15 protein-coding genes are annotated in these 21,802 nt (G+C 57.5%); 4 read left to right on the top strand and 11 right to left on the bottom strand.

Features of this window, described 5'->3' with window-relative positions:
- Nucleotides 1-12 precede the first annotated feature (12 nt).
- From gltB to pilM, 8 genes are all read right to left on the bottom strand, one after another.
- Nucleotides 13-4,455, bottom strand: a complete 4,443-nt coding sequence (gltB, locus tag ACT3UM_RS17215; protein WP_498900788.1) for a glutamate synthase large subunit — start codon at nt 4,453-4,455, stop codon at nt 13-15.
- A 520-nt stretch (nt 4,456-4,975) separates the two neighbouring features.
- A complete protein-coding gene (aroB, locus tag ACT3UM_RS17210; RefSeq protein WP_498900787.1) occupies nt 4,976-6,082 on the bottom strand; it encodes a 3-dehydroquinate synthase in 1,107 nt (368 codons plus the stop codon).
- On the bottom strand, nt 6,079-6,657 hold the full coding sequence (aroK, locus tag ACT3UM_RS17205) for a shikimate kinase AroK (protein WP_498900785.1): 579 nt from the start codon (nt 6,655-6,657) through the stop codon (nt 6,079-6,081). Before aroK ends, aroB begins: the two co-directional genes overlap by 4 nt.
- On the bottom strand, nt 6,657-8,717 hold the full coding sequence (locus ACT3UM_RS17200; protein ID WP_498900783.1) for a type IV pilus secretin PilQ: 2,061 nt from the start codon (nt 8,715-8,717) through the stop codon (nt 6,657-6,659). The genes aroK and ACT3UM_RS17200 overlap by 1 nt, the downstream gene beginning before the upstream one ends.
- Before the next feature lie 13 nt (nt 8,718-8,730).
- Nucleotides 8,731-9,294: a pilus assembly protein PilP gene (locus tag ACT3UM_RS17195; RefSeq protein ID WP_498900781.1), complete on the bottom strand. Its 564-nt coding sequence runs from the start codon at nt 9,292-9,294 to the stop codon at nt 8,731-8,733.
- Nucleotides 9,291-9,950, bottom strand: coding sequence for a type IV pilus inner membrane component PilO (locus tag ACT3UM_RS17190; RefSeq protein ID WP_498900779.1), 660 nt, complete (start codon nt 9,948-9,950; stop codon nt 9,291-9,293). The genes ACT3UM_RS17195 and ACT3UM_RS17190 overlap by 4 nt, the downstream gene beginning before the upstream one ends.
- Nucleotides 9,947-10,519, bottom strand: coding sequence for a PilN domain-containing protein (locus tag ACT3UM_RS17185; protein ID WP_498900777.1), 573 nt, complete (start codon nt 10,517-10,519; stop codon nt 9,947-9,949). Before ACT3UM_RS17185 ends, ACT3UM_RS17190 begins: the two co-directional genes overlap by 4 nt.
- Nucleotides 10,520-10,529: 10 nt before the next feature.
- Entirely contained in the window at nt 10,530-11,591 is a 1,062-nt protein-coding gene (gene pilM / locus ACT3UM_RS17180) for a type IV pilus assembly protein PilM (RefSeq protein ID WP_498900775.1), read from the bottom strand.
- 206 nt (nt 11,592-11,797) lie between these two features.
- On the opposite strand from pilM, the gene ACT3UM_RS17175 reads away from it, so the two are divergent.
- On the top strand, nt 11,798-14,323 hold the full coding sequence (locus ACT3UM_RS17175) for a penicillin-binding protein 1A (protein ID WP_498900773.1): 2,526 nt from the start codon (nt 11,798-11,800) through the stop codon (nt 14,321-14,323).
- Nucleotides 14,324-14,455: 132 nt separating this feature from the next.
- On the opposite strand, the gene ACT3UM_RS17170 is transcribed toward ACT3UM_RS17175, so the two are convergent.
- The 3 genes from ACT3UM_RS17170 to ACT3UM_RS17160 are packed head-to-tail and all read right to left on the bottom strand — an operon-like array spanning nt 14,456 to nt 18,019.
- Nucleotides 14,456-16,474, bottom strand: a complete 2,019-nt coding sequence (locus ACT3UM_RS17170; RefSeq protein WP_498900771.1) for a TRAP transporter permease — start codon at nt 16,472-16,474, stop codon at nt 14,456-14,458.
- Between the two features lie 32 nt (nt 16,475-16,506).
- The gene (locus ACT3UM_RS17165; protein WP_498900769.1) at nt 16,507-17,019 is read right to left on the bottom strand and encodes a DUF1850 domain-containing protein; all 513 of its coding nucleotides are present in this window, start codon (nt 17,017-17,019) and stop codon (nt 16,507-16,509) included.
- A 28-nt stretch (nt 17,020-17,047) separates the two neighbouring features.
- The gene (locus ACT3UM_RS17160; RefSeq protein ID WP_498900767.1) at nt 17,048-18,019 is read right to left on the bottom strand and encodes a TAXI family TRAP transporter solute-binding subunit; all 972 of its coding nucleotides are present in this window, start codon (nt 18,017-18,019) and stop codon (nt 17,048-17,050) included.
- A 349-nt stretch (nt 18,020-18,368) separates the two neighbouring features.
- Between ACT3UM_RS17160 and csiR the strand changes: the two genes are divergently transcribed.
- The 3 genes from csiR to ACT3UM_RS17145 all read left to right on the top strand — a co-directional run bounded on the left by csiR (nt 18,369) and on the right by ACT3UM_RS17145 (nt 21,678).
- Entirely contained in the window at nt 18,369-19,088 is a 720-nt protein-coding gene (gene csiR / locus ACT3UM_RS17155; protein WP_045812169.1) for a DNA-binding transcriptional regulator CsiR, read from the top strand.
- 154 nt (nt 19,089-19,242) lie between these two features.
- A complete protein-coding gene (locus ACT3UM_RS17150; RefSeq protein ID WP_498900765.1) occupies nt 19,243-20,421 on the top strand; it encodes an acyl-CoA dehydrogenase in 1,179 nt (392 codons plus the stop codon).
- A 42-nt stretch (nt 20,422-20,463) separates the two neighbouring features.
- Nucleotides 20,464-21,678 (top strand): CaiB/BaiF CoA transferase family protein, encoded by a 1,215-nt coding sequence (locus ACT3UM_RS17145; protein WP_498900763.1) that lies wholly within the window; start codon nt 20,464-20,466, stop codon nt 21,676-21,678.
- Nucleotides 21,679-21,802 lie beyond the last annotated feature (124 nt).

The following is a 21,802-nucleotide window of genomic DNA, read 5'->3' as shown; positions in this document are numbered from 1 at the left end:
GGCATAAGCGGGTTATTGCGGCTGACGCCGAGACTGGTCCAGCAAACTACCCAGGCTTGCCGCTTTTGGCTTCACCAGCCAGAAGTGACGCGCATAGTCGCTGAAGTCTTCCAAAATAGCCGCCCCACGCGCCGAACCCGTCGCGGCCACATAGGCTTCGATCATTTCACGCAGGTGGCGACGATACGCCTCCATCGCTTCTGTGTTAACACGATGAATTTCGACCAGCTCATGGTTGTACTTGTCCACGAAGGTGCGCTCTTCATCCAACACATAGGCAAACCCGCCGGTCATCCCCGCGCCGAAGTTCACACCGGTTTCACCGAGTACGCAGACCAAGCCGCCGGTCATATATTCGCAGCAGTGGTCCCCCGCACCTTCAATGACCGCGGCAGCACCCGAGTTACGCACCCCAAAACGCTCGCCTGCAGTACCGGCTGCAAACAGCGTGCCGCCGGTGGCGCCGTACAGGCAGGTGTTGCCGATAATGGCGGTTTTATGGCTCTCAAACTGGCTGACTTTAGGCGGCACAATCACGATACTGCCGCCGTTCATGCCCTTGCCGACATAGTCGTTGGCGTCACCTTCCAGGTAGAGGTTCAGGCCACGGGCGTTCCACACCCCGAAGCTCTGCCCGGCGACGCCGGTAAAGCGTGCGGTGATAGGCGCGTTTTCAAGGCCTTCTTCACCGTAGCGCTTGGCGATGGCCCCGGACGTTAACGCTGCCACGCTGCGGTCACAGTTGGTGATGGTGAAATCAAACTCGCCACCCGACTGGCTTTCAATGGCGTCTTTCAGCGCCGCCAACACTTCCTGGTTTTTGGCACCTGGATCGTGAGGCACGTTACGGCTGACCTTGCAGAACTGGGGCGCATCTTTAGGTACAAAATCATTGGCCAGCAGCGGCGTTAAGTCGAGCTTACGCTGAGAAGGCGTATTACCTTCCAACACTTCCAGCAGGTCAGTACGTCCAATTAGATCGGTCAGCTTGCGCACACCCAGCGCTGCCATCAGCTCGCGCACTTCTTCAGCGATAAAGCGGAAGTAGTTTTTGACCATATCCACGGTGCCGCGGAAATGTTCGCCGCGCAGAAAATCATCCTGGGTGGCCACACCGGTGGCGCAGTTGTTGAGGTGACAGATGCGCAGATACTTACAGCCCAGCGCGACCATTGGTGCGGTACCAAAACCGAAGCTTTCAGCACCCAGAATCGCTGCTTTAACAACGTCTAAGCCGGTTTTCAGGCCGCCGTCGGTCTGCAGGCGAATCTTGTCACGCAGGCCGTTGATCCGCAGCGCCTGATGCACTTCCGGCAGCCCCAGTTCCCAGGGCGAACCAGCGTGCTTGATGGAGGTCAACGGACTCGCCGCCGTGCCACCGTCGTAACCGGAGACGGTAATCAGGTCAGCGTAGGCTTTGGCAACGCCGGTCGCGATAGTGCCGATACCCGGCTCAGAAACCAGCTTCACCGACACCTGGGCCTCAGGGTTAACCTGCTTAAGGTCAAAAATCAGCTGAGCCAAGTCCTCGATAGAGTAAATATCGTGGTGGGGCGGCGGCGAAATCAGCGTCACGCCGGGCACCGCATAGCGCAGCCGGGCAATCAGTTCGTTCACTTTACCGCCGGGTAGCTGACCACCTTCGCCGGGCTTGGCGCCCTGGGCGACTTTGATCTGCAGCACTTCCGCATTGACCAGGTAATGTGGCGTCACGCCAAAACGGCCGGAGGCGATTTGCTTGATCTTCGAGCTACGCACCGTGCCGTAGCGTGCCGGGTCTTCGCCGCCTTCACCTGAATTGGAGCGACCGCCCGCTTCGTTCATGGCCTGGGCCAACGCTTCGTGGGCTTCAGGCGACAGCGCACCCAGCGACATGCCCGCGCTGTCAAAGCGTGGCAGCAGCGCTTCAACCGGCTCAACCTCGTCGAGCGGCAACGGCGTTTCAACCGGCTTAAGCTTGAGCAGATCACGAATGGTGGCCACCGGGCGCTCGTTCACCAACTGGGCGAACTTCTTCCACTTGGTGTAGCTGCCCTCTTGAACCGCGGCCTGAAGCGACATCACCACATCGGGGTTGTAGGCATGGTACTCGTGGCCGTGGACATATTTGAACATGCCGCCCTGGGAGATTCCTTTGCGGGGAATCCAGGCATCTTTGGCCAGCAGCGCCTGCTGCATCTGCAGCTCGGCGAAGCCGGTGCCTTGGATGCGCGATGCCATGCCGACAAAGCACATATCCATGACTTCATCCGCCAGCCCCACGGCTTCAAACAACATCGAGCCACGGTAGGAGGCCAGCGTCGAGATACCCATTTTAGACAGGATCTTGAACAGGCCTTTCTGCAGACCTTTACGGTAGTTCTCACGGCCATCCGCCGGGTTACCGGTCAGCTCGCCGGTACGGTGCATATCCGCCATCACCTGGTAGGCAAGCCACGGATACACCGCCGTAGCACCTACCCCAAACAGCACCGCCATTTGGTGAGCATCGCGGGCGTAACCGGTTTCCACTACGATATTGGCATTGGGGCGCAGCGCCAGACGGCCTAAGTGAGAGTGCACGGCACCCACCGCCAGGGCAGCCTGAATCGGAATCAGCCCTTTCGCCAGCTCGGCATCGGTGAGCACCAGGATCACTTTACCGGCGCGCACTTGGGCTTCAGCTTCTTTACACAGCGCTTTGAGCGCCTGATGCAGGCTCTGTTGCTCAGGGTCGTAGCCCAGCGACAGCGTATAGCTGGCGAAGGCTGGGTCGTCCTGACTGACCAGCGCGGTAAATTTACGCGGCGACAGCACTGGCGTGGTCAGAATCAAGCGATGGGCGTGTTCAGGCGTCGCTTTAAAGACGTTAAGCTCGGCGCCACAGCAGGTTTCCAGCGACATGACGATTGCTTCGCGCAGCGGGTCAATCGGCGGGTTGGTGACCTGGGCAAACTTCTGACGGAAGAAATCCGTCAGCAGGCGGGGACGGCTCGACAGCACCGCCATGGGTGTATCGTCGCCCATGGAGCCCACGGCTTCCTGGCCGCTCTCCGCCAGCGGGCGGAGCACCTGGTCGCGCTCTTCAAAGCTGACCTGGAACATTTTCTGCTGCACGTTGAGCGAATCGGCATCCATGGTCTGGAAGCGCGCCAGTTCGGTCAGCGCCGACTCCAGATAGTTGGCTTCCTGCTTTAGCCAACGCTTATAGGGGTAGGCGGACTTCAGTCGCTCATCAATATCAGTCGTGTGCAACACTTCGCCGGTTTGGGTATCCACCGCCAGCATCTGGCCGGGGCCAACACGGCCTTTAGCCACCACGTCTTCCGGCTTATAACCGTAGGTGCCCGTTTCCGAGGCCAGGGTGATATAGCCATTTTTGGTAATCACCCAGCGCGCCGGACGTAAGCCGTTACGGTCGAGCATACACACCGCTTGGCGGCCATCGGTCATCACCACGCCCGCAGGGCCGTCCCACGGCTCCATATGCATGGAGTTGTATTCGTAGAAGGCACGCAGCTCGGCGTCCATGGTTTCGACGTTCTGCCAGGCAGGCGGCACCATCATGCGCACCGCACGGTGCAGCTCCATACCGCCGGTGAGCAGCACTTCCAGCATGTTATCCATGCTTGAGGAGTCAGAGCCGGTGGTATTGACGATCTCGTCCAGTTCGGCGATATCCGGCAGGCGCTCATTGACGAAATTCGCCTTACGCGAGTTCGCCCAACCGCGGTTGGCTTCAATGGTGTTGATCTCACCATTGTGGGCCAGCAGGCGGAATGGCTGCGCCAATGGCCAGCGCGGTGCGGTATTGGTCGAGAAGCGCTGGTGAAAAACGCAGATGGCGGTTTCCAGACGCGGGTCGTTCAAATCCTGATAGAACGCCGGTAGATCTTCCGGCATCACCAAGCCTTTATAGGAGACCACTTCTGACGACAGGGAAGCGACGTAGAAGTCCTCTTCGTCACGCAGCGCCTGCTCCGCGCGGCGGCGAGCCATAAAGAGGTCAACATCGAAGTGCTCGCCTTGGCCTGGTTGCACAAACAGCTGGCGAATGCGCGGCAGGCAATCCAGCGCCATGGGCCCACAAACGCTCGGGTCTGTGGGCACATCGCGCCAGCCCAGCACATTGAGCCCGCGCGCTTCAAGCTCGCGGGTCAGGGTGTCACGGGCATGCGCTTCACGGGCGTCATCGTTGGGTAGAAAAACGACGCCCACTGCAAAGCGTTCGCCCAGCTCGGCATCAAACGCCTCTTTGGCCAGTTCCTGCATGAAAGGCGTGGGCATTTTAAGTAGCAAACCACAGCCGTCGCCGGTCTTTCCGTCGGCAGCGATACCGCCCCGGTGGGTCATGCAGGTCAGGGATTCAATGGCAGTTTTCAGCAAGTCGTGGCTAGCCTGGCCTTCCATATGGGCAATCAGGCCAAAACCACAGTTATCGCGAAACTCGCCAGGCTGGTGAAGACCTCTATTCATGGGCGTGCCTCTACTAGTCAGCGTATTTTTTTAGCAGCGTGCTTATGGTATAAAGGACGGTTTCGCTTTTTTTATGGTGCTTATAACCTGCCCAGAATGGGGTGCTTCCCACGTTCGCTGCCGCAACAAAATGGCCGGTCAGCATAGCGATTGGTAGCCACTTTGCGCAATCTCTTGGCACCTACAACGTTAGAGAAACTCTTTTCAAATCCGTTATTTGCATTCTCATTCAAGAAAAAAATACATATACTTCAAACACTTGTAGTCATACAAAACGCTATTTTAACGCTTTTTATCTTCCATTAAACTTTAGTCTAAATAGGGTTCACACACCCATGCCGATAGCGCATAAGGCATACGGATTATATAAAAACACTGTTCTACTCCTTGGCTGAAAAATAACGCTGCGCGCATGCAAAAATCGCCCTCATTAACGCGCCTTGTTTTACACGGCGGCTAATGAGGGCTTGGACTCTCTCTTAACTAGAACGCGCTTAGCTGGCTTGGCGACTGTCGTTGCTCAACGGCGTGGATAGTCATCCAGCAGCTTGCGTAGAACGTCTACGGGCGTGGCATCGCTAACGCAGGCATCGCCCAGGGCGTTAAGCAGCACCAGGCGCAGGCGGGTATCGATATTTTTCTTATCCAGCCGCATACGGGCTAAAAAGTCATCGCTGGTCATATTCGCTGGGGCCGCTAGGGGCAGCTCGGCGCTCTCGATCACCGCCAAGCTCCGTGCCAGAGCCGCATTGTCGATCCAGCCTAAGCGGTTAGAGAGCGTGGCCGCCATGGCCATGCCCGCGCCCACTGCTTCACCGTGTAGCCAATTACCGTAGCCCTGGTGGGCCTCGATGGCGTGGCCAAAGGTGTGGCCCAGATTGAGCAGCGCACGTACGCCCTGCTCGGTTTCATCTTCGGCGACAATGTCCGCTTTGATTTGGCAACTGCGCGCTATGGCGTCGGCGACAATCTCCGGCACCACATCCAGCAGCGCGGCCATATTGGCTTCTAACCAGCTTAAAAACGCTTCATCACGAATCAAGCCGTACTTGATCACCTCGGCCATCCCCGCAGCGAGCTCACGGCGGGGCAGGCTCTTAAGGGTGTCGATATCCACCAGCACGGCTTTGGGCTGCCAGAAAGCGCCGATCATGTTTTTACCCAGCGGATGGTTAACACCGGTTTTACCGCCCACGGAGGAATCTACCTGGGAAAGCAGCGTGGTGGGCACCTGGATAAAGGCCACGCCACGCTGATAAGAGGCGGCGGCGTAGCCGACCATATCGCCAATCACCCCGCCGCCCAAGGCGATCAGGGTGCAGCGGCGGTTAAAACCGGCCTCCAGCAGCGCATCCCAAATGCGGCTGACCTGCTCAATGGTTTTATACTGTTCGCCATCGGGGAGCACCACGGTGCGAACATCCAAGTGATCCGGCAGGCTGGTGCAGAGCTTTTCCAGGTAGAGCGGCGCGATGGTCTCGTTGGTCACCACCATCACCTGCTGTCCGGCCAGGTAGGGGGTCAACATATCGGCACGTCCTATCAGGCCGGTGCCAATATGAATCGGGTAGCTGCGCTCTTCTAGGGCAACGTTGAGCGTGCGTTGCGCGCTGGCGGTCGAGGTCATGGGGATACCTTATGATTAAACGTTCCAGCCGACGGTGATGGAGATTCAAGCGGATCCACCAGCCGACGCACCCGGCGCAGGATTTCATTGACCACCGCCCTTGGGCTGCGCCGGTCGGTGCGTACGGCAATATCCGACGTAGCGCGATAAAGTGGATCGCGCTGGGCGAACATATCGTTGAGCACCTGCTCGCGGTTGGCGCACTGCAGTAGCGGCCGGTTACGATCTTTCGCCGTCCGTTTGAGCTGCTGGTCGACGGTGGTCAGCAGATAGACCACCGTGCCCCGCTCGCGCAGCGCGCGGCGGTTCTCTTCGCGCAGCACTGCGCCGCCGCCGGTGGCGACCACCACCGGAGAGAGCTGGGTTAACTCATCGATCATATGAATTTCCCGCAGGCGAAAGCCCTGCTCGCCCTCCACATCAAAAATCCACGGGATATCAGCCCCGCAGCGGTCTTGGATGGCGTGGTCACTGTCGTAAAACGGGCGCGCAAGCTCGGCCGCCAATAGGCGACCAATGGTGCTTTTGCCAGCCCCCATGGGGCCTATGAGAAATAAATTGGGTAAATCCTGCATCAGCGAACCGTTAAGCCATCGTCTAGGAGTCGTGGAGTAATAAAGACTAACAACTCTACCTTTTCATTGCTCTCTTCGGTATAGCGAAACAGTCTACCGAGCAAAGGAATATCACCCAATAGCGGTGTTTTGGCGATTTGGCGCAGCTCTTCGGTGGTCAAAATACCGCCTAACACCACTGTTTGGCCGTTATCCACGAGTACTTGGGTCTCTATCTGGTTGGTATCAATTGGCGGCTCGCCGCCAAACTCCGATTCTCGAAAACTGTCATTTTTGATCACCAGATCCATAATAATGCGGTTATCCGGAGTGATCTGCGGGGTGACTTCCAGCGAGAGCTCGGCTTCTTTGAACTCGGTATCCGGGTTGTCGTTGCCATCCACACTCTGGAAGGCGCGCTCCTCGCCCTGACTAATGCGCGCCGTACGCTGATTAGCGGTGATAATTCGGGGCTGTGAAATGGTCTGGCTTTTACCTTCACTCTCTAGCGCGCGCAGCTCTAAATCCAGCAAAATATCGCCGGATAAATAGCCAAAGCTAAAACCGGTGCCCGGCCCTGTGGCCTCCCCTAAATCTACGGCTAAGCCGCCCTGGGCGCGATTGATACCATTAGGATTGATATCGCGTCGGCTGAAGGTGCCGTCATCCCCCTCTTGAAAGCCGCGGGTACTCGATATGCCCCAGTTAATGCCCAGTTCGCGGGAAGCGGTGTCTCGAGCGATCACAATGCGGGCTTCTATTTGTACTTGGCGGACGGCGACATCCAAACGGTCAATGGTACGCACAATATCGCGCACCTGGTCGGCGGTATCCTGCACCAGCAACGTATTGGTGCGGTTATCAACGCTAACGCGACCGCGCTCAGTGAGAAGCCCAAAACCATCCTCATCGCCGCCGCGCAGCAACTGGGCTAAATCTTCGGCCCGGGCATACTTGATCTCGATAAATTCGGTGACTAATGGTGATAAGGTTTCACGCTGGTTACGCGCCTCTAACTCCTGGCGCTCTAAATCAGCTAGCTCACTGGCGGGCGCCACCACAATCACATTGCCCTGCTCACGGCTTGATAGCCCCTGGCTTTGCAGAATCAGCGCCAGCGCCTGGTCCCAGGGAACATCATTTAAGTTGAGCGTTACACGCCCCGTTACGCTATCGCTGGCGACTAAGTTTAGCCCGGTAAACTCAGCCAGCGTGGCCAGCACCGAGCGGACTTCGATATCCTGAAAGTTGAGGCTCAAGCGCTCGCCGGTGAAGCGCTCACCTGTCGCTGCAGAGGGTCGTGATTCCTCGCTGGCGGGCTGCACTTCCACGGTCAGCGTGCGGCCGCTTTGCGAGGAGATCATCGCATAGCCGCCCTGGGTGGCAATCGCTAACTGGGTGTCACCCTGATTGGCACGGGGCGTAATCCGCGTGATGGGGGTCGCAAAGTCGGTGACATCGTAGACCTGGTTAAGCGAGTCAGGAATGGCCACATCGCGCAGATCCACCAGCACCTGATCGGGCCCGCCTTCCCGCACGTTAGCTTCGACCCCTTCGCGGTCAAAGGTGACCAGCAATCGACCAGCGCCGTCTGCGCCACGACGAAAATCAATATTTTCAATCTGCGGCCCTGCGTCGATTTCCAGCCCCGCTGAAGCGATGCCGGGCGACGGGCTGGGCGAGCGGCTGGCGTCTGCAGCAAAGGTAATACGTAGACGGTCCTCCAGCACGCTAGATGTAAACGCTTGAGATGCGCTGAGATTGACTACCAGGCGGGTACGGCCATTGCCCTCCAGGGCGGTAATCTGCTCAATGCCAAGACGGTTTACGTTAATGCGTCGGTTATCGAGCCCACTTTGGGTCTCTGCTAAATCCAACGTCACCCGCGGCGGGGAGTCCAGGCGATAGCTGCGCATCGCGGGCACGTTGCCGCTAAAACGTAGGTCAAGGTAGGTTCCACCGTTCTCGGCGGGCTGGACGTCAATGTCCGTCAGCACCGCGGCTGCCGCCAGTGAAGGCAACAGTAGACATAGTGCGGCCTTGGCCATAAAAAGAGTCATTCGCCAAGCTGTAACTACCATGAGCTATTCCCGCTTACTGGTTGTTTTCGTTAATGACGAGCGACACCTGCCGCTCCTGCCAACCGTCCCGCTGAGTGAACACTCGTTCGGTAACACGTATTTCTTGGGCGTTGATCTCGGCGATACGCCCATAGTCGCTGCCCATATAGTTGCCCTCTTTAACGCTGGTCACATTGCCATCCGGTGAGGCAATCAATGCTACCTGCCGCCCCCCCATACGCATGGTACCGACCAATCGCAGCTCTTGCAGTGAGAAGCGCTCTAGCGGCTCCGGGGTGCGCTGCGGGTCAGGCGCAAGGGGCCCCTCGCTTCGATTAACGCCACTCTGAGCAATCGCGTCGGGGGGCAAAAAGGGGCTCCGCCCGTCGCTATATAAGTAGGCCAAATCCTGGCTTTCGGGCAGCGCGATAGCCATGACCGGCGGCTGTCCGCCTGGGGACTGACGAATATCGCCCAGCGTGCTTTCAAGCTGCGCCAAGTCGGCGTCCGCACAGGCCGTCAGTAGCGCCACTGAGGCCGCTAGCGTGATAACCGACGTTATCCTTACCGCCAGTAGTGCCGTTGGTTTAGCCCTCATGGCGCGTCTGTCCCCTCGGTGGTGGGTTGGTCGTCCTCCTCCACATAGCGGTAGGTGCGCGCGAGTAACGAAAGGCGCAGCGTGTCGCCACGACCATCAACGGGCGCCAAGGTAAAATCGTGCTGAGTCACCATGCGCGGCAGCGCGGCAATATCGGCACTAAAACGCGCCAATTGGTGATAGCCGCCGCGCACCTGTATATCCAGCGGCTGCTCGACATAATGGGCCTGGGTTTGCGTTGGACGCAGCCGAATCGTTTCAATGGTCAGGCGATTATCAACGGCGGCATCGCTAATGCTATCGAGTAGCGAGGGAATTTCCGCATCAGTGGGCAGCATGGTGCGCAAACGCCCCAGCTGGCCTTCCAGGGTCGCCAATTGCTCGCGCATTTCCGGCAGAAAGGCCGCCTGCGAGGCTTTACTGCGGTACTCACTTAGCAGCCTGACTTCTTGCCGCTGGGCGTCCATCAAGGCTTCACGCTGCTCGTTAACCACAAACCACGTCATTACACTCAGTGCAGCCAGCAGTGCCAGGCAGCAGCTCAATACTTTTAATAACCACGGCCAGCTACCGGCCTCTTTAACATCCAAATCCCGCCAGTCAACATCGCGCAGGCGCTGCCACTCGATAGCCCATTGTTCGCGGTTAAGCGTCATGGAAGCGCCTCCTTTACGCCTTTCTCCAGCGCTGCAGTGGTCTGTTCTACATCAAAACGAAACACTCGGCCTGAGCCGTTTTGCTCGCTCTCGACCGCCGAGAGCGAGGGCACGCCTAACCCCGGCAGCGCAGCAATCCGGCGCAGCTGTTCGGAGACTTGACGTTCGCTGCCCGCCACCGCGGTGACGCTCACGCTGTTACCGTTTTTCGCCAAGCGTTGATAAATAACGCCATTAGCCACGCTCTCTGCCACGTCGTTAAATAGCTGTACGGCATCCGTTCGTTCAGACTGCAACGCCTGGAAGACGGCGATCTGCTCGCCTAAACGCTCGGCATCGCTGGCGTAACGTGAAACACCGGCAATATCGGCATTAAGACGCTCAATATGGTCGCCGATGTAGGCATTACGCTGCTGCTGGGCCGCTAATTTAAACTGGTAGAGCTGAGAGATCAGCAGACCAAGCACTACACCCAATACCAACATGGCCGCCACGATGACATAGAACTTGCGGGTTCGCCGCTCACGCTGCGCTTCCCGCCAGGGCAGCAGGTTAATATTCAAGCTCATTGGCTAACTCTCATTGACTCACCCTCATAGCCAATCCACCCGCGGTGAGCATTGCCGGGGCATCGTTGGTCAAAGCCTGAAGGTTTAAGCGCTTATTAACTTGCATGCGCTGGAAGGGGTTGGCAATGGTTACCGACATACCGCTATCTTCAGCAATGCGCTCGGCAAGCCCTGGAATCACGCTTGACCCGCCCGCCAGCACAATGTGTTTTACCTCTTGCTGACGCCCGGCGGTGTAGTAGAGCTGCAACGAGCGCCCCACCTGCTGCACCACGGTTTCCAGAAAAGGGTTGAGCACCCGCTCATGGTAATCATCGGGTAGCCCACCGCGTTTTTTGGCGAAGCCCGCCTCCTCCATACTCAGGTCGTAGCGGTCACGAATGGCATCGGTGAGCTGGCGGCCGCCAAACACCGTGTCGCGGGTATAGACAATATGCCCACCACGAACGACGTGAAAGGCATTCATATTGGCACCAATATCCACCAAACCAACGCAGGCGGTGGGATCATTTTCCACCTTTAGCTGGCGCCGCAGCTCGGCCAGAGAGCGCTCCATAGCAAAGGTTTCCACGTCCACTGCCGCGGGTTCTAAGCCCGCCCGCTCCAGCGTGTCGGTGAGCTGGGTCACATCCTGCTGCCGACAGGCAACCAACACGACCTGCTGCTGCTCATCGTCAAAGGGCGCTGGGCCCAGACACTCAAAATCAAACGCCACTTCATTGAACGGAAACGGAATATGGCGGTCTGACTCGGCCACGATACGCTCTTCTATCTCCTCTTCACTTAATCCGATGGGGAAGCTCAGCGTTTTGGTAATCGCAGCGCTGGCGGGAACAGCCACCGCCGCTTTACGGGTCGAGGGTTTGGCGTGCTCCACCGCACGGCTAAGCACACTGGCGACGTCATCAATATCGCGGATACGCCGTTCCACGACCGCCCCTTCGCGCAGGGGGCGCACCGCGTAGCTTTCTACTTGGTAATTATCGTGGCACTGTTTGAGCTCAAGCAGTTTGACGGTCGCCGAGGTAATATCGACGCCGATCAACCCTTTACCAGATTTTAGAAAGCGCATATTGGGGTTTGGCTCCGCCTGCTTGTCGCCCGTTTATTACCTATGGTTTGAGGTTACATGATTTTTAGTTTCGTCACACGCGAACCAACTTAGCGCATATCAACACTGGTGGCCGCCGCCTCAGGTTCATATAATGGCTGCCAATTACATGATACGGCCGTTTTAGATGCCGATCTTTTTTATTCTTCCCAGGGTGCTCTTCGTACATGACGTTTCTTCGAACCCTTATTGTGTCGCTGTTTTTCCTCATTGTGTCATTGGTCGGTGCAAGTGCGTTAGCCGTGATTGGCGCCGCCATTTACTTTGCCCCAGGGCTGCCCGACGTACGCCAATTGCAGGATTTCGAACTAAGCACCCCGCTGCGCATTTTTACCCAGGACGGTAAATTGATTGGTGAGTTTGGTGAAGAGCGCCGCGTGGCGATCGACTTTGATGAAATTCCGCAGGATATGATCAACGCCTTGACCGCCGCCGAGGATGCCAGCTATTTCGACCATGCCGGTGTCGACCCACGTGGTTTGGCGCGGGCGGTGGTTCAACTGACGATGAGTGGCGATATCCAATCCGGCGGCTCAACGATCACCATGCAGGTCGCGCGTAACTATATGCTGACGCTGGATCAGACGTTTACGCGTAAAATTCGTGAAATCCTGCTGGCGCTGCAAATGGAGCAGATACTCAATAAAGAGGAAATCTTCGAGCTATACGTCAACAAGATTTTCCTGGGCAATCGCGCCTACGGTATCGCTGCTGCCGCCGAAACCTACTACGACAAACCACTCGCCGAGCTTAGCCTGGCGCAAACAGCCATGATTGCCGGCCTGCCCAAGGCACCCTCTGCCTTTAACCCGCTGGCTAACTCCGAGCGTTCACTGATTCGCCGTAACTGGATCCTATTCCGTATGCGCGAGCTGGGGCATATCGACGACACCACCTATCAGGCTGCTGTTCAAGAGCCTGTCACCGCCCGTCGTCACTACACTCAAGCGGAAGTCGATGCCGCCTACGTTTCCGAAATGACGCGTCAGTATGCGGTGGAGCGCTTTGGCGATGATGCCTACACCGGTGGCTATCGCATTTACACCACCATCAATAGCCAACTACAGCCCCTTGCCCGCCAAGCGCTGTCTAATGGGCTGACTGACTACGATCTGCGCCATGGCTGGCGGGGGCCTGAGCAGCGTGAGATTGCCGCAAGCCTTGTCGAAGCCCAGGAGCAAACCGCAATCCAAGGCCTTGAAGAGGAACTTTCCGAGTCTCCCGAGATTCGTCAGACCGCCCGCCAAGCCGCTCAGCGTAGCCAGACGGAAGTCGAAGGCATTGATGGCGATGTTAGCAACTGGGTTCAGGTGCTTGAGCGCACGCCCAACTACGGCCTGCTTCAGCCCGCTATCGTGGTAGAGAGCAGTGGCCGTGAAATGCAGGTACTGACCCGTGACGGTGGTCTACAGACGATTGGCTGGGAAGGCTTGAGCTGGGCACGCCCTTACCTGAGCCCGCGTAGCCGTGGTGCCGAGCCCAGTTCGGCGGAAGAGATTGCCGTACGCGGCGATATGGTGCGCGTCATTGAGAATGAAGATGGCTCGCTACGCCTGTCTCAACAGCCAGATGCGGAAGGCTCGCTAGTCGCTCAAGATCCGCAAACCGGCGCTATCCTGGCACTCCAGGGCGGCTTCGACTTTAACGCCAGTAAGTTCAACCGCGCGGTGCAGGCACGCCGTCAATCGGGCTCAATCTTCAAACCGTTTATTTACTTAGCAGCCCTTGCAGAGGGTGAGATGAACGCCGCCAGCGTGGTTAACGATTCGCCCGTGGTACTCGACGATGGCAGCAATTCGTTGTGGCGGCCGGTGAACTCTAGCCGCGATTTCCAAGGCCCTATGCGCTTACGCCCGGCCCTGGCCCGTTCGCGCAACCTGGTCACTATCCGTGTGCTACAGACCATGGGGCTGGATTACACGATTAACTTTTTGAAAGGCTTCGGCTTCTCTCCTGCTCAACTCCCTCGTGGCTTATCATTAGCGTTAGGCAGTGCGAGCTTAACGCCGCTGGAGATGACCAACGCCTATGCGGTACTCGCCAATGGCGGCTTCCAGGTGTCGCCTTGGTTTATTGAGCGGGTAACCCGTGACGATGACAATGAAGTGATTGATGAAGCCACACCACAGGTGGCATGCCCCAGCTGTGCCGAAGACCAAGAGACGGTGGAAATTGATGGCCGCGAATACCCCATCGCCAAACGGGTGGCAGACCCGGCGGCTGTCTACATTCTGCGTGATATGCTGCGCGACGTTATCACCTCGGGCACCGGCCGCGGTGCATTAAGCCTTAACCGTGAGGATATCGTCGGCAAGACCGGCACTACCAACAGTCAGCGTGACGCCTGGTTTGCGGGCTTTAATAGCGATCTGGTGACCACGGTCTGGGTCGGTAAGGACAGCAACGAAACCATCTCTGAGTATGGCGCTCAGGCCGCACTACCCATTTGGGTAGCGTTTATGGGCGATGCCCTGGAAGGTACGCCGAGCGCCGTGCCTGAACGTCCAGCGACGGTGGTCACCGCGCGCGTAGACCCGGACACCGGTCAACGCTTAGCGGACGGCCAGTCGGGCGGGATTATCGAGCTGTTCCATCAGGATCACTTGCCGGATTACCAGCAGCGCCGGATTAGTCGCGAGCTGGAGGAAGCTAGCGGCTCCCAGGGGTCAGGCACCGCTGAGTCGATCTTCTAACTCGATCTGCTAAAATCAGCCAATCCCGTAACACACCGAAAAAATACCCACCAAGCAAAAGGCCCGGAGATTATCTCCGGGCCTTTTCTGTTACTGGCTACCTTTGGGTCGGTATGTAGGGTCGCCTAACGGTTAACCACTAACGGGTGACGCAGGCGCTTCGCGCTTGCTAGCCAGCCAGTTGGCGCCAATGGCAACGACCATGACCACCACCCCGGCAATTTCGGTCATCAGATTGGGATAGAACACGCCAAAAATTGCGGCGGTAATCGCGATGCGCGGTAGCCACGACATTTTGGTAAACAAATAGCCCTCCAGCGCCGCAGCAAAGGCACCTAATGCCAGAATGGCAATCACCGCGTTCCAGATGACCACCGGCACCGGGCCGCCAATGATGATCTCGGGGTTGAAGACCATAAACAGCGGAATTAAGTAGAGGCCTTTCGCAAACTTCCACGCCTGAAAGCTGGTTTCCATCGGCTTACTACCCGCAATCGCCGCCCCGGCAAAGCCTGCCAAGGCGATGGGCGGCGTCACGTTCGAGTCCTGGGAGTACCAGAACACCACTAGGTGCGCGACCAGTAGCGGCACACCGAATTCAGCGGTAAGCGCAGGCCCCACGAGTACGATAAGCACGATATAGCTGGCGGTAACGGGAAGCCCCATCCCCAGCACCAGGCTTGCCAACAGCACCATCACCAGCGCCAACACCAGGTTGCCGCCTGAGAAAGCCAACATCATGGAAGAGAACTTCAGCCCCAGGCCAGTCAACCCCACCACGCCAACAATAATCCCAGCGACCGCACAGGCCATGGAAACCGCTACCGCGTTGCGCGCACCGAGTTCCAAGCCCTCGATCAGCTTGGCAAAGCCTGTACGTACCACGTCTTTAACGGCTGTTGCGGTCACTGGCTGGCCCTGTCTTGGCGCCACAAAGAAGAACCACAGCACATAGCGCAATACCGCTACCGCCAAAATGGTAATCACTGCGTAGTAGCCTACACGCATCGGCGACATACTCATCGCCAACAGCCACACCAGCACCGCCAGCGGCAACAGGAAGTGCCAGCCATCTTTCATGACCTGGCGCATCTGTGGCAACTCGTCTTTGGGCAGGCCCTGCATGCCTTGCTTAAGCGCAATGATATGCACAAACAGGTAGACCGTGGCGAAGTACATAATCGCTGGCAGGATGCTGACTTTGACAATATCCAGGTACGGGGTGTTGGTGTACTCAGCGATCAAGAACGCCCCGGCGCCCATCAGCGGCGGCATAATCTGCCCGCCGGTCGAGGCCGCGGCTTCGATGCCACCTGCCTGCTTGGCTTTGTAGCCAAGTTTTTTCATCAACGGAATGGTAAAGGCACCGGTGGTGACCACATTGGCAATCGCACTGCCGGAAATCGAGCCCATACCCGCCGAGGCCAATACCGCCGCTTTGGCGGGCCCGCCGCGCTGACGGCCAGTCGCCGCATAGGCCATATCGATAAAGAATTTACCCGCCCCGGTGCACTCCAAAAAAGCGCCAAACAGCACAAAAATAAAGATATAGGTGGCCGCAACGCCTAGCGGCAGGCCGAAGATGCCCTCTTGCCCCAGGTAGAGCTGACCGGCAACCCGGTCAATGGTATAGCCGCGGTGCTCCAGAATGCCCGGCATCCATTCACCCAGCCACGGCAGCTCACCGCGCGGCCCGGCAAACGCATAGACAATCGCCAGCAGGCCGATCACGGTCATGCCAAAACCCACCGCGCGGCGGCTGGCTTCCAGTACGGTCACGGTGGCAATACAGGCAACCAGAATATCGGTCTCATTCCAGAACCCCGCACGGCTAAAAATTGCATCCAGGTTGAGGACTAAGTAACCACCGGTGAGCATGGCACCGGCAAAAAACACCAGATCAAGTCCCCAGCCCAATACACCGCGCTTACGGGTGGGACCGAAGGCTGGAAACATTAAAAACGCCAGCACCATGATCAGTGCCAGGTGAATACTGCGCTGATAAAAAAGCCCTAAGGGCTGAATACCGGCTGAATAGAGTTGGAACAGGGAAAGACCCACCGCCACAATGGTGATCGACCACAGCACCATGCGGGGTTGAACCGCATTACCGCCGGGCACCACGCTCGACGGTTGATTGGATTCGCTCATGAAGTCCTCGGAAGCGTTAACTAATGTCGTTTTTATTCACGCAGGGGTGCGTGAGGGGCTATTAGCTGAATTGTCACGCGTTGCCCAGCGGCGTGTTCACTTAGGCTCGCCGGCGCATGCTCACCGTCTGGCCACACTACGCGATGGTTGACGGCAGGAGAACCGACCCTCAACACATAACGGTTATTGGCGACAGGCTCGTTAATCGCATTAATCCAGTAGCCGCCCTCACCGTCGGAGACCTGTTCACCACGGCCAAAGATATGCCCAAGCCCGGCGGCAAAGTCGGGTTGATGGCTACGCTCCAGTTGCATGATACCCGCTGCATTGCGATAACAGTCCAACACCGTGAAGTGCTCAACGGAGTGCTGCCACTTAATACACCAGCGACCACCCTCGGGCACCGCTTCATCCACCAGGGTGTCGCCCTGTTCGGTCACCACGGCTAAGCGCATAAACGCCGACGCCGAAGCGGGGGAAGCCCCCACTTCGGCGAATGGACAACATGCAATCAGCAGCACCATCAGTCGTAGCTGCCACTGCATGGCAATATCCTTCAATGTTCTTTAGCGGTTACGGACGTAGACGATCCGGGATATCAGCACCGACTTCTTCAAAATAACGCAGTGCGCCGGGGTGTAACGGTACCGGAGTAGAGTCCATGGTGAACTTCACGGTAGTGTCGTTCGCCGCCGGGTGAACCGCAATCAGCTCGTCAGTGTTTTCGAATAGCAGTTGAGTCAACTGGTAAGCCAGATCTTCGTCCATCTCAGAGTTAACGACGAGAACGTTGGGAATACCAATAGTCTGTACGGCTTCGTCCATACCCTCATACATGCCAGCAGCAAGCTCGTAGGGGGCGAAGACTTCCTCTTCTGCCCGAGCATTGGCCACTTCTTCATCAGACAAGCCGATCAGGCGAATATCGCGGGTCGCGGCCAGGTTGAGAATCGAACTGGTTGGCGGCCCAACGCTCCAGAACCCGGCGTCGATATCGCCATCGCGAATCGCATCGGCGGTTTCGTTGAAGTTAAGGCGCTGGGGAGTGAAGTCCTCATAGCTGACGCCATTGGCTTCCAGTAAGGCACGGACGTTGAGCTCGGTACCGCTACCCGGTGCACCAACAGAGACCCGCTTACCTGCCAAGTCAGCAATCGATTCAATATCCGACTCGGCCAACGTTACCAGCTGGACCGCGTTGGGATAAACCGAGGCGAGTGCGCGGATGTTTTCAACCTGACGACCTTCAAAATCATCGGTGCCGTTGTAGGCTTGATAGACCGTGTCGGCCAGTGCCAGGGCAAGATCCGCGTCGCCGCGCATGATCAGGCCCATGTTCTCAACTGAGGCACCGGTGACTTCGGCGGTCGCCTGGGCGCCTTCGATATGGTTGTTGATCATTTCGGCAAAACCGCCGCCGATCGGATAGTAAACGCCGCCAGTACCACCGGTGGCGATAGAGAGCTGTTGGGCGCTTGCGGGGAGCGCAACCGCGAGCATAGATGCAGCAGCGGCTGTGGCGTATAGAGAGCGTAGAGTTCGCATGAGCGTTTCCTCCGTCCTGCTTGGACTTATAGGTATGGTTGACGATAACGGAAGTGTTGAGTCCCCAGCTTCTGCTTGCCATCAACAGGCAACCAGAAGCGGTGGAAGAGAAGTTAGCACGGCTAATGCGTTAGATGCTAATAGGCGTTATCAGCGCAGCGGCCCCTGTGTGTGTTCAACTTTAGCGGTATAACCGGTAAGGCCGAGCTAGCTTCCTAAGCGGTTTAAAATAACGAAACCCCACATAAATGTCTTACTCTATGCCAAATTGTTAATATTTATTGATAATGGCCGTTAATTTCCCCCCACCCCACCTTTATTATTGATTCAGGATAGGAGCCACACTGCTATGGAGCCCGGTTTTAAAGAGGAAAACAGTAGGGAGAAAGACGCACCGCGGCAAAATCTCGCCATCAGCGCTTACCGCCAACTCAAACATGACATTATTCGTGGCCGCTACGCCCCTGAACAAAAGCTGCTAATGAGCCACCTGAAAGAGCAGTACGGCGCCAGCACCGGGCCGCTCCGGGAAGCGCTCTCACAGCTGGTCGCTGACCGTTTAGTCGTGGCGATCAGCCAGCGTGGCTACCGTGTAGCTCCCATGTCACTGGCAGAGCTCAACGACATTTACGATGCCCGTGCCCAGCTTGAAGGGTTGATTCTGCGCCTTGCCATAGAGCGCGGCGATGACGACTGGGAAGCCACGGTGCTGGCCACTGCCCATCGGCTAGCCAAAGTGACCGACATCAACACCCCGGACGACCTGCTCGACCTTTGGGATCAGCGCCATAAAGCCTTCCATACCGCCATCGCCAGCGGCTGCAACTCCCCTCACCTGCTACAAATGCGCAACACCCTGTTTGATCAGGTAGAGCGTTACCGCCACCTATGGCTGCAGGAAACCGTAATGTCGCCCCAGGCGTTGGAGCTCAAGCGTCAGGAGCACGCCGCGCTGGTCGATGTCATTCTGGCTCGCGACACCGCTGAAGCCGACACGCTGATGCGCGACCACTTGATGACCCCGGTGCCGATTATTACCCGCGTCCTTAAGGATCGTGGCATCAGTTAAGCGCTGCGTCGCGCAAATTAAATTCTGCGTTTTAAAAAAATGTAGATATTTTAAAAAAACGGCGATACATTGGCCGTAGGCTACTTTGCAACCAATCCATTGCTATCGGTTCTCTATACAACCGATCGAACAAATAAATCGAGGACTCCACGCCATGACACACTTTAACTGGGACGACCCGCTACTGCTGGAACAGCAACTCACCGATGAAGAGCGCCAGATTCGCGATGCGGCCTACGACTACTGCCAGGAAAACCTTCAGCCCCGCGTGCTAACCGCCTTCCGCGAAGAGCGCTTTGACCGCGAGATCATGACCGAAATGGGTGAGCTTGGCCTGCTCGGCGCCACCGTTTCCCCCGAGTACGGCGGCGCAGGCGTTAACCACGTAGCCTACGGATTGATTGCCCGCGAAGTAGAGCGCGTTGACTCCGGCTACCGTTCGGCCATGAGCGTACAGTCGTCGCTGGTGATGTACCCCATCGAGACCTACGGTTCTGAAGAGCAGAAGCAGAAATTCCTGCCCAAGCTTGCTAGCGGCGAAATGGTCGGCTGCTTCGGTTTGACCGAGCCGGATCACGGCTCAGACCCCGGCAACATGATTACCCGGGCGGAAAAAGTCGACGGCGGCTACCGCCTGACCGGCGCCAAGATGTGGATCACCAACAGTCCGATTGCCGATATCGCGGTAGTTTGGGCGAAGTCAGCGGCCCACGACAACCAGATCAAAGGCTTTATTGTTGAGCGCGGCACTGAAGGCTTCACCACGCCAAAAATCGAAGGCAAGGTCTCGCTACGCGCGTCGATTACCGGCGAAATCGTGCTGGACAACGCCTTCGTTCCCGAAGAGAACCTGCTGCCCAACGTCAGCGGTCTGAAAGGCCCGTTTGGCTGCTTAAATAAGGCGCGCTACGGCATCGCCTGGGGCGTGATGGGCACCGCGGAGTTCTGCTGGCACGCGGCGCGTCAATACACCCTGGACCGCAAGCAGTTTGGCCGTCCTCTGGCTGCCAATCAGTTGATCCAGAAAAAGCTTGCCGATATGCAGACCGAGATCACCCTTGGCCTGCAGGCCGCATTGCAGGTGGGCCGCCTGATGGATAGCGGCAACTGGGCACCGGAAATGGTTTCGCTGATCAAGCGCAACAACTGCGGTAAAGCGCTGGATGTCGCCCGTCAGTCTCGCGACATGCACGGCGGAAACGGTGTATCCGACGAGTACGGCGTGATTCGCCATATGGTCAATCTGGAGTCGGTGAATACCTACGAAGGCACCCACGACGTGCACGCGCTGATTCTGGGTCGCGCGCAGACCGGTATTCAGTCGTTCTTTTAATCACCGCATCTTGACCACTTGTCACTTATTAACGGAGCCTCTATGAGCGAGCTAACCAAACCACTGGCCGGTATTAAAGTACTCGATATTTCCCGGGTGCTGGCCGGGCCTTGGTGCGGACAAATGCTTGCGGACATGGGGGCGGATGTGATTAAGGTCGAGCGCCCCGGTAGTGGCGATGACACTCGCCACTGGGGGCCTCCGTGGCTCGCGGGCAGCGAAGAATCAGCGTATTACCTGTGCGCTAATCGGGGCAAACGCTCGGTCACCGTCGATATGGCCAAGCCCGAAGGCCAGGCGTTGATTAAACAGTTGGTCGCTCAATCAGACGTGCTGATAGAGAACTTTAAAGTCGGTGGCCTGAAGCGCTACGGCCTGGATTACGCCAGTTTAAAGGCGTTAAACCCCAGGCTGATTTACTGCTCCATCACCGGCTTTGGCCAGGAGAGCCCCTACGCCCATCGCGCTGGTTACGACTTTATGATCCAAGCCATGGGTGGGATCATGAGTTTGACCGGCAAGCCTGACGACGAGCCCGGCGGCGGCCCGGTAAAAAGCGGCGTCGCGTTTACCGATATATTCACCGGCCTGTATGCCGCCAATGCGGTGTTAGCCGCGCTTTATCAGCGCCGTGATAGCGGTGAGGGCTGCCATATTGATATGGCGCTAATGGATGTTCAGGTGGGCGTGCTCGCCAATCAGGCGCTCAACTACCTAACCTCCGGCAATGTGCCCCAGCGGTTAGGTAACGCTCATCCTAATATCGTACCTTACCAGGCGTTTGCCACCCAAGATGGCCATATGATTATGGCCGTTGGTAACGACGAGCAGTTCAAGCGTTTTTGCACGGTACTTTCATTGCCAACCTTGGCTGAAGACCCCCGCTTTGCCACCAACGGTGCCCGGGTCAACCACCGCGCCCTGCTGGTACCGCAGCTGGAAGCGGCATTGGCGCAGCGCAGCACCGACCATTGGCTGGCAGCCTTTGAGGCGGTTGGTGTGCCCTGTGGGCCGATCAATACGCTGGATCGGGTATTCGACGACCCCCATGTGAAAGCCCGCGGACTTAAGCAGACCCTTCCCCATGATCAAGCGGGCCAAGTGGATCTGGTCGCTAATCCCATCCGTCTTAACGGCGCCCAGATGAGTGCCACCACGGCGCCACCCCACTTAGGCCAGCATACGGAAAGTGTGTTGGATGAGCTCGGTATCAGTGCAGAACAGCGCGCTGCGCTTCGCACAGCGGGCATCATTTAATTAGCACCGACGGTTTATGTTTTCCCCTCTTAGGCGCCTCACCTGGCGCTTTTTTTTGAACCATCAGAACCGCAGGACATTGCGAACCAAAAGGCAGAGAGCGACCGGCTAGTGGTTCATAATA

Source organism: Halomonas sp. AOP13-D3-9 (assembly GCF_052379125.1).
Taxonomy (GTDB): Bacteria; Pseudomonadota; Gammaproteobacteria; order Pseudomonadales; family Halomonadaceae; genus Vreelandella.
This window is presented reverse-complemented; position numbering and strand designations above follow the sequence as displayed.

Bases quoted from the DNA above. Each gene is read 5' to 3' on its own strand.
- ACT3UM_RS17200 (WP_498900783.1), bottom strand. From the start codon at position 8,717: ATGGTAGTTACAGCTTGGCGAATGACTCTTTTTATGGCCAAGGCCGCA.
- ACT3UM_RS17195 (WP_498900781.1), bottom strand. From the start codon at position 9,294: ATGAGGGCTAAACCAACGGCACTACTGGCGGTAAGGATAACGTCGGTT.
- ACT3UM_RS17150 (WP_498900765.1), top strand. From the start codon at position 19,243: ATGACACACTTTAACTGGGACGACCCGCTACTGCTGGAACAGCAACTC.
- gltB (WP_498900788.1), bottom strand. From the start codon at position 4,455: ATGAATAGAGGTCTTCACCAGCCTGGCGAGTTTCGCGATAACTGTGGT.
- ACT3UM_RS17190 (WP_498900779.1), bottom strand. From the start codon at position 9,950: ATGACGCTTAACCGCGAACAATGGGCTATCGAGTGGCAGCGCCTGCGC.
- ACT3UM_RS17165 (WP_498900769.1), bottom strand. From the start codon at position 17,019: ATGCAGTGGCAGCTACGACTGATGGTGCTGCTGATTGCATGTTGTCCA.
- ACT3UM_RS17175 (WP_498900773.1), top strand. From the start codon at position 11,798: ATGACGTTTCTTCGAACCCTTATTGTGTCGCTGTTTTTCCTCATTGTG.
- ACT3UM_RS17185 (WP_498900777.1), bottom strand. From the start codon at position 10,519: ATGAGCTTGAATATTAACCTGCTGCCCTGGCGGGAAGCGCAGCGTGAG.
- pilM (WP_498900775.1), bottom strand. From the start codon at position 11,591: ATGCGCTTTCTAAAATCTGGTAAAGGGTTGATCGGCGTCGATATTACC.
- ACT3UM_RS17170 (WP_498900771.1), bottom strand. From the start codon at position 16,474: ATGAGCGAATCCAATCAACCGTCGAGCGTGGTGCCCGGCGGTAATGCG.
- aroK (WP_498900785.1), bottom strand. From the start codon at position 6,657: ATGCAGGATTTACCCAATTTATTTCTCATAGGCCCCATGGGGGCTGGC.
- ACT3UM_RS17145 (WP_498900763.1), top strand. From the start codon at position 20,464: ATGAGCGAGCTAACCAAACCACTGGCCGGTATTAAAGTACTCGATATT.
- ACT3UM_RS17160 (WP_498900767.1), bottom strand. From the start codon at position 18,019: ATGCGAACTCTACGCTCTCTATACGCCACAGCCGCTGCTGCATCTATG.
- aroB (WP_498900787.1), bottom strand. From the start codon at position 6,082: ATGACCTCGACCGCCAGCGCGCAACGCACGCTCAACGTTGCCCTAGAA.
- csiR (WP_045812169.1), top strand. From the start codon at position 18,369: ATGGAGCCCGGTTTTAAAGAGGAAAACAGTAGGGAGAAAGACGCACCG.